Raw genomic sequence first — 13,862 nt, 5'->3', positions numbered from 1 at the left:
AACCTGACAGAGATGAGAAAGATATTGTTTTTATTGTTGATTAGCGGGATTTTAATCCAGGGCTGTGCCAATAAGAAACGAATAGTGGCCGCTTCTGAGACAGCGGATCCCGTAACAGAACGTGCCCGAAGAGCGGAAGTCCTGTTTCTTGGTAACGCAGGGAAGCATCATGACTCGGGAAAATATGCGCCCTGGCTTGCTATAGAACTTTTCAAGAGCGGGATTAATCTTACTTATACCATTGATCCGAACGACTTAAATGAGGTGAACCTGGCTAAGTATGACGGGCTGATTATATACGCCAACCATGACTCCATAACCGTACCGCAGGAAACGGCACTGAAGCATTTTGTGGAAAGCGGGAAAGGGCTAATCCCGTTGCATTCAGCCTCAGGCTGTTTCAGGAATTCGGCATGGTACATTAAGGCCATTGGAGGTCAGTTTGCCTCACATGGAAACGGATCATTTAAGCCCACGATTTTAAAGCCGGACCATCCGGTAATAAAAGGGATCAACGCGTTTACGACAACAGATGAAACTTATGTGCATAAAAACCTCAATTCTGACATAGTGGTCTTAATGGAGCGCGGGGAAGGTTTAAAAAAAGAGCCTTATACCTGGGTGCGCAATGAAGGTAAGGGCCGGGTGTTCTACACTGCTTATGGCCATGATGATGTGACCTGGAAGAATAGCGAGTTCCTGAAGATGGTAAGGAACGGAGTTTTATGGGCTATCGGTGATGATGTCAGAACATGGATATCGAACTTAAAAATCCCTGATGTGGCCATTTATCCTGATACCATAGCTGATTTCACAGCAAGACACCTGGTACCTAAAATACAGGCAGGTCTGACTCCTCAGGAATCGATGAAACTGATACAGGTGCCTATAGATTTTGAAGTGAAACTGTTTGCTGCAGAACCGGATATCACCAATCCGATTGCGATGGCATGGGATGAAAAAGGCCGTCTTTGGATAGTTGAATCAGTTGATTATCCAAATACCTTTACGGAAACTGACGGAGCCGCCAATGACAGGATCAAAATTTGTGAGGATACCAATGGTGATGGCAAAGCAGATAAGTTTACGATTTTTGCTGATAGCCTGAACATCCCGACCAGTATGGTCTTTGCAAATGGCGGGATAGTCGTCTCACAGGCACCGAATATGGTCTTCTTAAAAGACACCAATGGTGACGATAAGGCCGATATCCAGGAAATATTATCGACAGGCTGGGGGAAACAGGATACGCATGCTGGTCCTTCAAACCTGCAGTATGGCTTTGACAATAAAATATGGGGTGTGGTTGGTTTCTCTGGGTTCAGGGGTAAAATAAACGGAGTAAACATGCGCTTTAATCAGGGTGTGTATCGTTTCCGTCCGGATGGAAAGGATTTCGAATACCTGGCCCCGACCAGTAACAATACCTGGGGGCTTGGATTCTCTGAAGAAAATAATGTCTTTATATCTACGGCCAATAATACGCACAGTGCTTTTTATGCTATGCCGGCTTCCTATATGGACCGGATATTTGCAGGATCAAATCTGGCGCCGGTGCAGAAGATAGACGGGCATTATGATGTACATGCTATGACACCAAACCTGAGACAGGTAGATGTTGTCGGCGGCTTTACTGCTGCTGCCGGTCATCATTTTTATGCCGCCAGAAGCTTCCCGGAGGAATACTGGAACAGAGTGGCCTTTGTTACCGAGCCGACTGTAAAATTAATTCACCAGGCAATTATTGAAAAGGACGGCGCCGGATTTAAAGAAAAGGACGGATGGAATTTTTTAGCCAGTTCAGATGAATGGGTTGGTCCCGTACAGGCAGAAGTTGGTCCTGATGGAGCAGTTTGGGTTGCCGACTGGTATAATTTCATTATCCAGCACAATACATTTGTTCCAAGGCAGGCACCAACAGAATATATCTTGCCACTGACACTTGCAGATCAGAAGCTCGGCCAGGGTAATGCACTGGAAACTAATTTAAGAGATATTGACCGCGGAAGAATATACCGGGTCGTTTATAAAAAAGCGAAATCCTATACACCACCGGTTCTTTCCAAAAATAATGTTTCGGGGCTTGTCGATGCGCTCCGCAACGACAATATGTTTTGGCGCTTAACGGCGCAGCGGTTGCTGGTGGAGAAAAAAGACCCTTCCAGCATTCCCGGGTTATTAAAGCTGATCAACGATAAGGCTGTGGATAAAATCGGATTGAATGGGCCTGCTATTAATGCCTTATGGACATTGAAGGGCATGGGTATTCTGGACGGGAGTAACGAAGAAGCAATGAATGCTGTTAACATAGCTTTAACTCATCCGGCAGCGGGGGTAAGAAAGGCGGCTGTAGAGGTATTGCCTAAAAATGGACATACTGTACACCTGATCCAGCAGAGCGGAATCCTTAACGACAGTAACCTGAATACGAGAATGGCCGCGGTTTTAGTACTTGCCGGATTGCCAGCAGCTAAAGGTATTGCCAGCATTGTATATGATGCCTCGGTCAAAGAGGAAAATGGAAAAGACCCCTGGCTGGCCCAGGCATGGCTCGCAGCTGCAATGAATAATCGGGAGGGGTTCTTGTCGCTGGCTAAAGAAAAAGGAGATCAGTTGCCTGATTCGGGTTTCAGCAAACGGATGTTGGGTATTGTTGAACAGGACATCTATAAGATCGGGCGTTCAGATGTAAGGCTCTCGCCGGATGTGACCGGAAAGGAGATTCATCTCAAGGCCATGGTACTGAAATCAAGGACTGCAGGTTCTGATGGGGTGATCATTGCCCAGGGAGATGAAAAGAACGGGTATTGTTTGTATATTAATGGTTCAAAGCTAAATCTCGTTGTTAACCAGAACGGCCGCAATTTTAAAGCCGCGGCAAAAGATACCTTGTCGGGAAGGGCATTTGATGTTACTGCAATCCTGAAGTCAGATGGACAGCTTAGTCTTGATGTTAATGGAGAAGAGGTTGCCCATGCAAAAGCCCCGGGATTGTTTACAAAAAAATTAACAGGCAATTTAGTAACAAGCAATGACGCAGAGGTTGAATCAGGAGTGGTCATTTACAATGGAATGTCAGCTTTTAAGGGCGATCTCAGAAATGCCTCACTTCAGCTGATCAAATCCGGGACGACAGGGAATAGGGGATCAAAAAACATTGCTGTTAAAAAAACGGGAGAAAGTTCAACCATGATTAAGATAAAAGTGGTGAAAGATCTGATGCAGTTTGACAAAAAACTTTTTACAGTTAAGGCAGGCCAAAAGTTGGTTTTTGAGATAGAGAACCCCGATGGAATGCAGCACAACATGCTCATTATAAAACCCGGATCTCTACAAAGAGTTGGTAAGGCGGCTGATGACATGCTGCGGGATCCGAAAGCTGCGGAAAAGCAATATGTGCCCAATGTGCCCGAAGTACTGCACGCAACTAAACTGCTGAACACAGGAGACGTGGTGACTTTTGAATTTATAGTGCCGGATACTACAGGCGATTATCCTTTTTTATGCACTTTTCCGGGACACTGGAGAGGCATGAACGGAATTATGAGAGTAACTAAATAAATTATTATAACTAAATCTTTTGATATGAAATCTAATGTAGCTTTTATCAGGCAGCTGTTGGGTAAAATAATGCTGACTACCTTGGTCATACTTGCACTTTTTTTGGGTGGCTGTACAGTACAAACTCCTGCAAATGCACAAAAAAAATCTGCCATACGCACGTTGATTGTTGGTGGCGGCTCCTCTCACAATTTTGATAAATGGTATAAAGAAGTTGATGTAGCTACTCTGGAAAAGGATGGTCTTGCTGCTGTCAGGTATACCAGTGATGTGAGCGAAATACTTCCGCAACTGGCAAATCTTGATGTGCTGATCCTTACAAATAACCAGCCAATGGAAGATCCTGAGCTGCGTAAAGCGATCATTGCATTTGCTGCTGAAGGTAAAGGACTGATACTGGCACATGCTGCGTTGTGGTACAACTGGAAAGACTGGCCGGAATATAACCTGTATCTGGCAGGTGGCGGGTCCAGAGGTCATGATAAGTACGGCGCCTTTGATGTTACGGTAACAGATACCAAACATCCGGTGACCAGGGATGTGCCTGAGAAATTCAATCTGAGTGATGAGCGTTACTATTACAAAGCAGATGCAAATGGGCCGGGAATAAAAATTTTAGCGAGCTCCAGTGTACAGGGAAATGAAGTGGTCTATCCATCTGTCTTTGTAATCAATCATCCAAAAGCCCGTATTGTCGGCCTTGCTTTAGGCCATGATTCCGCATCTCATGATCTGTCTGCTTATCAGGCCCTTCTTCGGAATGCTGTTAAATGGGTAAGCCGTAAATGAAATTTTGAGAAATTTAATAACCGCTAATTTTAATTTAAGAAAACACATGAACGAGAAAAAAATTACCGTAGTAATTGTTGGGATGGGCTTTGGCAAAGAGTTTATTCCCATTTATCAGAATCACCCGGATATTGAAGCAGTTGGTATCTGTACGCGCAACCAAAAGACAATTGACGAACTCGCCACTAAGTTTAACCTGGACAGAAATCTCTGTTTTACAAATTTTGAGGACGTTCCAAAGCGGGAAGATGTAGATGCCATCCATATCGTAACCCCTGTTCCTGAGCACGCCAAAATGACGCTGGCTTCCCTTAATGCGAATAAACACACCGCTTGCACTATTCCAATGGCGATGACCGTGGAGGATTGTAAGGCAATTGTGGAAGCTAAGAGAAGGGCAAATAAGGTTTACATGATGATGGAGACTGCTTTGTATACCAGGGAATTTCTGTACGGATTGAAGCTGGCAGAAAGTGGTGAGCTGGGCAGGATCCAGTTTGTAAGAGGTTCCCATATTCAGGACATGAGTATGGATGGATGGGGAGAATATTGGAAAGGATATCCGCCAATGCTCAACGGAACGCATGCCATCTCGCCATTATTGAGAATAAACAACACTAAAGCTGAGACAGTGGTGTGTCATGGTTCAGGACGTTTAAGCGATGATTTGACCAGCAGATACGGTTCTCCTTTTGCAGTTGAAACCGCCACTTTTACCTTAAAGAATTCGGATGTGATTGCAGAAGCCACCCGTTCTTTATTTGATGTAGTTCGTCAGTATAGGGAAAGCTATGACGTATACGGTACCAAAATGTCATTTGAATGGGAGCAGCTGCAAGATGAAGAGCATATCCTATTTGATGGCGGCGAAAATGCACGCAGGATAAATGTACCGGATACAGACGAACAACTGATCCCGGAGATCGCGAATTTTACAAAGAGAGAAAAAATAGATGATCCGAACCATGTTTCATTTTTACAGGGTGCAGGACACGGTGGTTCGCATCCGCATCTGGTGCAGGAGTTTATTGCGGCAATTGTTGAAGGCAGGGATTCTGCTGTAGATGCGGCGCTGGCTGCCAATTATACCTGCGCGGGCATTTGTGCGCACGAGTCCGCAATGAACGGGGGGAAACGCATCAGTATACCTGATTTTGAAAACTAGTTTAAATATTTAATTTATGCAATTTGGAGTAAGTACTTTTCTTTGGAAATCCCCCTTTACTTCCCATTCCTTTGATCTTGTCCAAAAGATCAAAGGAATGGGATTTGACATCATCGAAGTGGCCGTTGAAAAGCAAGAATTAATTGATTGGGCCAGGCTGAAGGAACTGACAAAAGCATACGAATTGCAGGTGACCGTCAGTGGTGCATTTGGTGCTGACCGCGATATATCCAGTGACGATCCAGCGATCAGGGAGAATGGCCTGAAATACATTACGGACTGCATCAGAATCGCGCAGGATATGGGAAGTCCGGTTTTTGGGGGGCCGGTATATTCTGCAGTTGGTAAAACCCGTTTCATAGGAGAATCACAAAAAAAAAGGGAATGGGACTGGTGTGTGGAGAATCTTATAAAAGCTGGACGGGTAGCCGGGGATTGTGGAGTGCTTGTGGGCGTGGAGCCCTTAAACAGGTTTGAAACCGACATGATAAATACAGCTGATCAGGCGCTCGCCCTGGTAAAGGACGTAGCTAGTCCGAATATTAAAATACAACTGGATACTTTTCATTGCAATATTGAAGAAAAGAGCATCCCCGATACCATAAGAAAAATCGGTAAAGATCTTTTATGTCACATTCAGGCAAATGAAAGCGACCGGGGTACGCCAGGAACGGGCAATCTTGACTGGACGGGAATCAAACAGGCATTAACTGAGATTGGCTATGACAAAGCAATTGTTATTGAAACCTTTGGTGAGGTGTCTGAAGAGATTGCAAGAGCAGCCAGTATATGGCGGCCACTGGCCAATAGTTCTGATCAACTCGCTATAGAAGGCCTTGCTTTCTATAAAATGATGTTTTCTTAACTGGTTACCGACGCATCTGCTGAACTAACGCGGCATTTGTCTTTCCAATGCCCTGTTAGCTCTTTTAACAGCCAGTTGCTCCTTCCAGTTCATGTATTTTTCCTTAAAGCGGCTTTTCATAAAATCATCAAATTTACGCTGCAAAGTCAGGTTGTAGAGGCTTTTGGCCTTAACTGCCCAGGATTTGTCCCAGGCCCGCAGGCTAATGGAGAATGAACCATCCAGGTATTTCATCCAGTGCCAGTAGCCGGTTGGCATGAAAAGCGTATCACCATGTTCCAGAAAAGCTTCAATTCCTTTTACCCCTTTTAAGGCCGGGAATTTATCAAAATCAGGCTTTTCCACATCATAATCTTCCAATGCATAGGTCGCATACGGAATCTGGTAAAGCCTGTCTTTCCATTTGTTTTCAAATAGGATTACGTGCTTGCGCCCATTGAAATGGGTATGGAATATATGGGCCAGATCGATGTCGTAATGCAGAAAAGTAACGGAGCCCTGTCCTCCAAAGAACATGTTTGGGTAGCTGTCCAAAAATCCTTCCATGAGCTCTTTTGGAGCGCGGTAATCTTCGAGTAGTTTAGGGGCATGCCTGATCGGATCGAACAAAAATATCCGCAGGTCGGTTGGCATGCTTTTAATAAGTTCGATGTAATCCTCAAACTTCATTTCAGCCGCCGAAGCATTGATCGGCTTTGACGGATCAGCTTTTGAGCTGTCGTAAAGCGGTACCGTCTTATCGCCAACGACAGTTTTCATGTAATCCAGAGTCCACTTGTCGTATGCCGGCCATGTCTTTGACATGTTTTTGATGATCAGTGGTTTACGTGTATTTAAATAATTTTTTTCGAAATCTTCTTTCGAAATATCATTTACGATATCGATTGGGGATAGGTCGAAGCTCATGTTAATACAGTGTTAAAACAGAGCAAAACTATTGAAAAACAGGGTTGAGGAGAATTGCCGGGTTAAAAATTTAAAATACCCTGACAATTGGCTCTGAAAAGTCAGTTTAACCGGCACAAAAAGACCGGTGCACCCAAAACCTGAGTTGTACATGCCATTGGAAAATGTGGTCGGTCTATCCCCGGTTAGTTTTTCACAATCTTAAAAATGCCTCCTTCGGTATTTCCCGGACCGGTATCAGGATTGGTCAGCAAATACAGCTCGCCAGCCGTATCTTCTCCGAATCCGGTTATTTTCAGATTTTCCGGAATATTCTGTAAAGTGACTTTTCCACGCTGCCAGGTACTGCCATTCTTTTGGAGATAGTATACGGGACCTGTCCAGTCCGCAAACAGATATTTGCTTTTCAGTACGGAGATCAGTTTCCCGTTATACACATAACCGCCTGTGATGCTTACGCCTTCTCTATGGTTATATTCGGCTATTGGCATAGTAATTCCTTTGATGTCACAGCCGGTCGCGGGGTTATAACAATGTGTACCCTCTGTCAATCTCCAGCCATAGTTGCCGCCGCTTTTTACAATATCAACTTCCTCCCAGGTGTCCTGACCTACGTCACCTGCAAACAGTAGTCCTGAAGCCCTGTCGAAGGAGAACCTGTAGGGATTGCGAAAACCATAGGCCCATACTTCCGGTTTTGCGTTTGTTTTGCCGACAAAAGGGTTGTCCTTTGGAACGAGGTATCCGGAATCTGCATTGATGTCTACCCGCAATATTTTGCCCAGCCAGGTGTTCAGGTTTTGTCCATTGCCGAACTCCCCATGCTTGTCACCCTGACCACCGCCATCACCAAAAGAAATGTACAGATACCCGTCTTTTCCAAACTGGACACAGCCACCATTGTGATTTCCGTCTGGCTTTTCAGCGGCCAGGATAATCCTTTCACTATCGGGTTCTGCCTTACCGGCACTGCCCAGCTTGAACTCTGAGACTACATCTGTATGGTTAAATTTGCCTTTGGAGGGTATGCTATAAAAGACATAAAACTTCTTATTGGTACTAAAGCGCGGATGGAGCGCTATGCCGAGCAGTCCGCGTTCCTCATAGCCGCTGTTCATTTTAGGAAGTTTACCAGCCAGATCAAGAACAGGAATACTGCTCAGCTTTCCATTTTTAATGGAGCGTATCTTTCCTGTTTGTTCTGTTACCCAGATTTCGCCATTGCCAGGGAAAGCGAGTGCCGTAGGTGCCTGAATGCTTACGGCTACCTGTTTTACCTTCAGGGTTATAGGCGCCGGGACTTTAATATGATTGTCTTTTTTGTTCAGATAGGACGAAAAAAGGATTACGACCAGGCCGAGACCAAACAATATTCTTGTATTCATATGGATATTTTGCATATGCTTAAAAATAACTATTTATAATTACCGCTGAAATCAAACCATAGTGTGCCATTGACCTTTTCACCATTGTGACGGCCCTTTTGGCTTTGTGGCCCCATCTGGCTGGCGCTTTGAAACTTATTGCCAATTGCGCTGATCGTGTTTAAAAACCCAATACTTCCTTCTGGAAAAGCCGGTTCCACATTGTTGTTTCTCATCGCGTCTTTTTCCCTTGCAGGACGCAGCATCTGCAGATACATGGCCTTATCGGGCGTGTAGACCATAAAAGGCCCTTCCTTGTTTTCGATCACCGCCCAGTTGACTTCTGCGTGATAACCTTTAAATTCAGGATATTCAAAAGTCTCTCCGGTAATCGAGTTGTTGTACGCTTTATGCCAAACTCCAAATTGCTGTCCTTTGAGCCTGTTCTGCCATACACGATAGGGGCCGCGGCCAAGCCATTTCATCCCTGTGATCTTCTCCTCAGGATAGTTAAAAGTGATTCCTGTAAAATCAGCATCACCCTGCTGGCTATGCTGATATTCGAGTTTAACCGGCTGTCCTGATGTAAAGGTCCATTTTACATGTAATGAACCTGTACCCTGATACTCGGCCTCTATGACATATTGTCCCTTCAGTGATTTATGGGTAAACTCTTTTAATGTGCTACTGATGCCCGCCAATACCGGTCCGCCAGAGAGGGAGATCGTGCCGGATGGTTTGACTACTTTTTGAATATAGCCGGTAGCCTTGTCAAAATAATAATGAATGCCATCATTTTTCACAATAAGGGACTCGTCGGTTTGTTCAGTTTTGATGCCGGATTTACCTGTTTTACCAGATATGGAACCAATTTTTTTAGCAACAACGGCCGGTGTGCTGATGGCCCAGCTCCAGGTAAATATTTCTCTCTTATCAGGTCCGTATGCGGTTAGGTATAGGGCATCGTTTTTTGACCATGATGAAGGCAGGCTCAATTGTATCATGCCCTTTTCTCCTGGTTTAAGACCTGGTGCTGCGGGTGTTCCGGTTGCCACGATGGTAGCTGCAGTAGTTTTGGCATGGGCCGATGGAAATTTAACCAGTTTCCATTTAAACGTACATTGATTTAAATTGGTGAAAGAATACCGGTTTTCAACCAGAATCCCACCTTTGAAATTTCCATCAATTGGTTTGGGGTCAATATAAACCGGTGACCAGATCTCCTTTATGGTATAAAAACTGGCTTCCTTTTCACGGTGCGGACCGACAATCCCATCGGCTCCGTGATTGCCATCAGAATCGTAGGCACCGTTTTTATCTGTGCGGATCACAGCTTCGTCTATGAAAGCCCAGATAAACCCTCCCGCTGCATGAGGATGTTTCATCATCAGGCTCCAAAAATCGTCTAGTGCGGCACCTGCGCCGCCATCATACAGCCCATGCATAAATTCTGTGGGAAAGTAGACCTCCTTGCCGGCAGCCACTGTCTTTTCAATCGCCTTATAATCCTGGTAATGTTTGGTGTCGGTGCCGTTAAACTTCTCCCATGGGTGGATCACTATGCGTTTTTGAGGATCATACAAGGCATAGTCATTGTCCAGCTCTGTATTCCAGCCACCTTCATTGCCATTGTCCCAAAACACAACAGATGGGTGGTTCACATCACGTACTACCAGTTCTTTCACCAGCTTATGGCCTACCTCACTGTCATATTTTGCCTGCCAGCCCGTTAACTCATCCAGCACGTACAAGCCCAGCGAATCACATACATCGAGAAAATCCGCATCCGGCGGATAATGGGACATGCGTACTGCATTCATGTTCATTTCCTTCATCAGCCGGACATCCATCACATGGATTTCATGGCTCAGCGTTCTGCCGCTTTCCGGCCAAAAGCTATGCCGGTTGCTACCCTTCATGATTACTTTTGTGCCATTGATGTAAAACCCGTCATTTATACGTAGCTCTACTGTACGGAAGCCAAATTTATGTTTCATCTGATGTACGACGCCCTGTTGGTTCTTTATGGACACTACTGTCTGGTATAAATTGGGAAACTCCGCACTCCATAAAAGCGGGCTGGCAAAATTATTCTTTAGCTCAAGATGGTCCGGGCCGGGATCTGCTTTCACTGAAAAAGGCTTGCCAACGTTCTCCCCGTTCAGTTTTTGTACCTGAACTTCGATCAGCTCGTCACCCGTCAAATTTTTTGCATATACATCGAGTTGAAAAGAACCATCTGCCTTGGCGTTTACGGCCGTCCTTTCAATAAATACCGGTGGCACGATTTCAAGGTAGACAGGTCTGAAAATCCCACCGAATACCCAAAAATCGCTTTTGCGCTCTGCGGTATTGACCGAAGTATTGGTGGACATTTTGGATACCGTCACTTCCAGCAGGTTCTTGTCATTTGGTTTGATCAGGTCGGTGATGTCATACTTGAAACGGTAAAAGCTCCCCTGGTGTACAGGTCCGGCCTCTTTGCCATTGATGAGTACTTTAGTATCTGTCATCGAGCCTTCAAATACAATGGACACCCTTTTGTTTGCCCAGTTTCCTGAAAGGAATTCATATTTGTAAAGCCCCTGCTCACTTGCTTTATCCTTGTCGTGACCATAGTTGTAAGCTCCAAAGCCTTGCAGCTCCCAGTTGGATGGAACGGCAATCTTTGTCCACTGCCCGCTTTTTCTTCCTGCGGTACAGTAAAAATCCCATTGAACAGTATGGTCCTTGTCGGTTCCGGAAAGATATTTGATCATTGTTTGCTGGGAAAATGAACTGAAACAGATCAACGAGAGCAACAATTGTAGTAATATTTTTTTCATCAATATATTTGGTTTGATCATCAGGGCTATGAAAAGCAATTCTTCTATACCCTGGACAAGATTAATTACTCCTGAGCGACAAAAAAAGAATATCTCTAATTAAAATTACGCAATCGTTGCCGGAAACGTATTGGCAGACGATTTTTTATTATACTTGTTTATGTTTCAAGCTGCAACCATAAAGCAAATTGCCGAGGCACTGGCTGTTTCTCCTTCGACTGTCTCCAGGGCTTTGCGAAATAGTCATGAGATAAGCGCCAAAACAAAAAAGAGGGTTCTTGAATACGCACAAAAAATAAATTACCATTCCAATCCTATTGCGGTAAGCTTAAGAAACCGGAGGAGCAATTCCATAGGAGTACTGGTAGCGGATGTTGCCAATAGTTTTTTCTCGCAGACCATCAATGGCATAGAATCTATAGCCTACGAAGCAGGTTATCATGTGATCATTACGCAGAGCCATGACTCTTATGAGCGCGAGGTGATCAATGTCGGTCATCTGGCAAACCGTTCAGTAGACGGAATACTGATCTCCATGTCTTCTCATACAACCGACTATAAACATATCGTCCAATTGCACGAAAGGGGGCTTCCAATCGTTTTTTTTGACAGGATTATTGATGAGATACAAACTTTTAAGGTAACTACGGACAATTTTAAATCGGCTTTTGAAGCCACAGCACTTTTGATCGAAAAGGGATTTAAAAAGATCGGTCACCTGGCCAATGCGCCGCAGCTTTCCATAACTGTGGAACGGCTGCAGGGATACCTTTCCGCACTGGCCGCACATCACATTGAATTTGACGAGCGCCTGGTAAAATATTGCCATGAAGGCGGTAGGAACCAACTCGAGATAGAAGAAGCCTTGAACCATTTTTTATCGGGGGCCATTGAGGCCGATGCACTGCTCATTGCCAGCGACCGCCTCAGCACGGTGACCATGCGCATCTTAAACAACAATCCTGATCGTGCCAAAACTCTGACGATTATCGGATTCTCAAATTCCGACGTCATCGATCTTTTGTCCCCGCGCATTTCATTTATACGGCAAAGTGCTTTTGAGATGGGTCAGATTGCCGCACAAATGCTCATTAAACTAATAGAAAGCAAATACCCGGTCTATGAATTTGAAACCAGGTTACTCGACGGAGAGCTCCACTGGCGTGGAAATTCAAAAGACTGATCTCCTTTTAAATGGGATTTTGTATCTTATGGTTTTCTATTCTTTACAGAAAATCTAAAGATCGTCTGTGATTTATAGATTTCTCCGGGCTTTAAAATTGTACCAGGAAATGCCGGTTGATTGGGAGAATCCGGGTAATGCTGAGTCTCCAGACAAAATGCCGCATATTTGACGGAAGGTTTTTGTCCCCTGCCGGTCACACCCGGGTTCAGGTGGTTGCCGGTATAAAATACCAGTCCCGGTTCAGTGGTGTAGGCTTCTAACACCCTTCCGCTGTACGGCTCATAGGCTGTAGCGGCCAATTTTAACTTTCCGCCCTGGTTGCGCAATACATACGTCAGATCATAGCCATTGCCCGTCTTTAGTGCGGGGTGGTCATCTGCGATCCGTCTGCCTATTGGTTGTGGTGTTGTAAAATCAAGAGGTGTCCTTTTTACACCGAGTATCTTTCCGGTAGGAATAATGTTTCTATCGGCCTCCAGATATTGATCGGCAAGGATATTCATTTCTGTATCTGCAACGGTTGCAGCCATACCGCCAGATAGGTTGAAGTAACTGTGGTTGGTTAAATTGACATGCGTTGTCCGGTCAGTTGTTGCCCGGTAGTCAATCTTCAGCTCATTCTTGCTGGTAAGGGTATAGGTGATGTCCACTTTCAGGTTGCCTGGATAACCTCCTTCTCCGTCTTTGCTGAAGTAACTCATTCTAAGCGCAATCTCATTTACACTGCCGAGCTCTTCCGCCTTCCAGATTTTTTTATCGAATCCATGGCTTCCTCCGTGAATGTTGGAGCTTAACTTGTATTCTTTCCCTTCGAGGGTAAATCTGCCGCCTGCAATCCGGTTAGCTACACGGCCCACCGCGGCGCCCATCAGCGCATTTTGCCGGCCGGTATAACCGCTTAGCGAATCAAACCCAAAGACGACGCTGCCCATATGACCTTCCCTGTCCGGGGTGATGATGTCGGTAATGCTGGCGCCATAGGTGATCAATTTGACCTGCATCCCCTTCGTATTGGTTAGGATATATTCATAAACCTGCTGCCCGGCGGTTTCGCCAAACAGCCTTTTAGTGATGCCCGGTTTAACGAATGCCGGACTGGCAAAGCTGACCAGTAAAAGTGCAGCGGTCAATAAAAAAGTACTCCTGTTTATGCTGTTCATCAGCGATTTGTTTAAAAGAAAGCACCAAATGTTTTCCTATC

General features: G+C 45.0%; 9 protein-coding genes. 5 read left to right on the top strand and 4 right to left on the bottom strand.

Translation table 11 applies throughout. The features are described 5' to 3' along the window. The first annotated feature begins 12 nt into the window (after positions 1–12). From QEP08_RS15585 to QEP08_RS15570, 4 genes are read left to right on the top strand one after another with little or no spacing between them, the layout of a single operon-like run. The gene (locus QEP08_RS15585) at positions 13–3,561 is read left to right on the top strand and encodes a PVC-type heme-binding CxxCH protein (protein ID WP_285059414.1); all 3,549 of its coding nucleotides are present in this window, start codon (positions 13–15) and stop codon (positions 3,559–3,561) included. A 24-nt stretch (positions 3,562–3,585) separates the two neighbouring features. Continuing rightward, complete coding sequence (locus QEP08_RS15580) at positions 3,586–4,350, top strand: ThuA domain-containing protein (RefSeq protein WP_285059412.1); 765 nt, start codon at positions 3,586–3,588, stop codon at positions 4,348–4,350. 46 nt (positions 4,351–4,396) lie between these two features. Continuing rightward, positions 4,397–5,515, top strand: a complete 1,119-nt coding sequence (locus QEP08_RS15575; protein WP_285059410.1) for a Gfo/Idh/MocA family protein — start codon at positions 4,397–4,399, stop codon at positions 5,513–5,515. A gap of 16 nt (positions 5,516–5,531) precedes the next feature. After that, positions 5,532–6,380, top strand: a complete 849-nt coding sequence (locus tag QEP08_RS15570; protein WP_285059409.1) for a sugar phosphate isomerase/epimerase family protein — start codon at positions 5,532–5,534, stop codon at positions 6,378–6,380. Between the two features lie 24 nt (positions 6,381–6,404). Here the strand turns inward: QEP08_RS15570 and QEP08_RS15565 are convergent, their stop codons facing one another. The 3 genes from QEP08_RS15565 to QEP08_RS15555 all read right to left on the bottom strand — a co-directional run bounded on the left by QEP08_RS15565 (position 6,405) and on the right by QEP08_RS15555 (position 11,475). Further along, positions 6,405–7,286, bottom strand: a complete 882-nt coding sequence (locus QEP08_RS15565; protein WP_285059407.1) for a cupin-like domain-containing protein — start codon at positions 7,284–7,286, stop codon at positions 6,405–6,407. 185 nt (positions 7,287–7,471) lie between these two features. Beyond that, positions 7,472–8,671 carry a PQQ-dependent sugar dehydrogenase gene (locus QEP08_RS15560; RefSeq protein ID WP_285059405.1) on the bottom strand — a complete coding sequence of 400 codons (1,200 nt, stop codon included), beginning with the start codon at positions 8,669–8,671 and terminating at the stop codon, positions 7,472–7,474. Between the two features lie 29 nt (positions 8,672–8,700). Beyond that, a complete protein-coding gene (locus tag QEP08_RS15555) occupies positions 8,701–11,475 on the bottom strand; it encodes a glycoside hydrolase family 2 protein (protein WP_285059404.1) in 2,775 nt (924 codons plus the stop codon). Between the two features lie 160 nt (positions 11,476–11,635). On the opposite strand from QEP08_RS15555, the gene QEP08_RS15550 reads away from it, so the two are divergent. Continuing rightward, complete coding sequence (locus QEP08_RS15550) at positions 11,636–12,658, top strand: LacI family DNA-binding transcriptional regulator (protein ID WP_285059402.1); 1,023 nt, start codon at positions 11,636–11,638, stop codon at positions 12,656–12,658. Between the two features lie 26 nt (positions 12,659–12,684). Here QEP08_RS15550 and QEP08_RS15545 read toward each other — a convergent pair whose 3' ends face one another. After that, positions 12,685–13,821 (bottom strand): aldose epimerase family protein, encoded by a 1,137-nt coding sequence (locus tag QEP08_RS15545; protein ID WP_285059400.1) that lies wholly within the window; start codon positions 13,819–13,821, stop codon positions 12,685–12,687. Positions 13,822–13,862: the final 41 nt, after the last annotated feature.

Source organism: Pedobacter ginsengisoli (assembly GCF_030244015.1).
Taxonomy (GTDB): domain Bacteria; phylum Bacteroidota; class Bacteroidia; order Sphingobacteriales; family Sphingobacteriaceae; genus Pedobacter; species Pedobacter ginsengisoli.
The sequence above is the reverse complement of the archived record's forward strand: the minus strand, read 5'-3'. Positions and strand labels throughout refer to the sequence as shown.

Coding starts and splice junctions, on each gene's coding strand:
- QEP08_RS15585 (WP_285059414.1), top strand. CDS start 13: ATGAGAAAGATATTGTTTTTATTGTTGATTAGCGGGATTTTAATCCAG.
- QEP08_RS15580 (WP_285059412.1), top strand. CDS start 3,586: ATGAAATCTAATGTAGCTTTTATCAGGCAGCTGTTGGGTAAAATAATG.
- QEP08_RS15575 (WP_285059410.1), top strand. CDS start 4,397: ATGAACGAGAAAAAAATTACCGTAGTAATTGTTGGGATGGGCTTTGGC.
- QEP08_RS15570 (WP_285059409.1), top strand. CDS start 5,532: ATGCAATTTGGAGTAAGTACTTTTCTTTGGAAATCCCCCTTTACTTCC.
- QEP08_RS15565 (WP_285059407.1), bottom strand. CDS start 7,286: ATGAGCTTCGACCTATCCCCAATCGATATCGTAAATGATATTTCGAAA.
- QEP08_RS15560 (WP_285059405.1), bottom strand. CDS start 8,671: ATGAATACAAGAATATTGTTTGGTCTCGGCCTGGTCGTAATCCTTTTT.
- QEP08_RS15555 (WP_285059404.1), bottom strand. CDS start 11,475: ATGAAAAAAATATTACTACAATTGTTGCTCTCGTTGATCTGTTTCAGT.
- QEP08_RS15550 (WP_285059402.1), top strand. CDS start 11,636: ATGTTTCAAGCTGCAACCATAAAGCAAATTGCCGAGGCACTGGCTGTT.
- QEP08_RS15545 (WP_285059400.1), bottom strand. CDS start 13,821: ATGAACAGCATAAACAGGAGTACTTTTTTATTGACCGCTGCACTTTTA.